General features: G+C 68.1%; 1 protein-coding gene. It reads right to left on the bottom strand.

The features are described from left to right. The coding region (locus HHX30_RS40345) for a transposase (protein WP_169989217.1) at positions 1-573 on the bottom strand (573 nt) is incomplete at its 3' end. Positions 574-664: the final 91 nt, after the last annotated feature.

The raw sequence follows: 664 nt of genomic DNA, 5'->3' as shown, positions 1-664 counted from the left end.
GGCGATGCGCGGCTTGCCCGGATCGGCGTAGTCATGAGCGGTGCAACAGTCGGCGGCGACCTGCGCGGCGCCGGGCACGTGACGGATCGTGCGGCGGATCGCGGCGATCAACTGGGTGACGGTGTCCTGGGTCGCCACCGCGTCGTCCAGCACCGCCGAGTCCAGCGCCCGCCGCTGCCTGCCCTTGAGCACTCCAGTCGCCGCGACCACCTCACCAACGGCCGCAAAGATCCGGTTCGGCCTGCGGGAGCGGGCCAGCCGCCGACGGAAGTAGGTCAGCAGCGACGGATCGAAGGCGGTGTCATACAGTCCCAGTCCGCAGGCCGCCTTCCAGCGCAGGTCACACCGCAACGCCTGCACGGTGTCGGCGTCCGACAGCCCGTGCAGCGTCTGCAGCACCACCGCAGCCGCCAGGACCTGCGGCGGCATGCTCGGGCGCCCGTTGCGTGAGGGATACATGTCCGAGAACATCCCTGCGGGAAACAGCGACTGGCGATGCTCGGCCAAGAACGCGAACACGCTGCCTGCCGGGATCAGCTCTCGGCAGGTCTGCCACACATCCGGCCCGACCAGCTCCCCAGCCCACTCACCCTGCACATCAACCACTGTGGCCTCAGCACAGAAAGAACGAGGCCAGAACACAAGATCTTCAGTGGCCTTCTAG

Origin of the sequence: Microbispora sp. H10836 (assembly GCF_012999525.1) — a bacterium.
GTDB lineage: Bacteria > Actinomycetota > Actinomycetes > Streptosporangiales > Streptosporangiaceae > Microbispora.
This window is presented reverse-complemented; position numbering and strand designations above follow the sequence as displayed.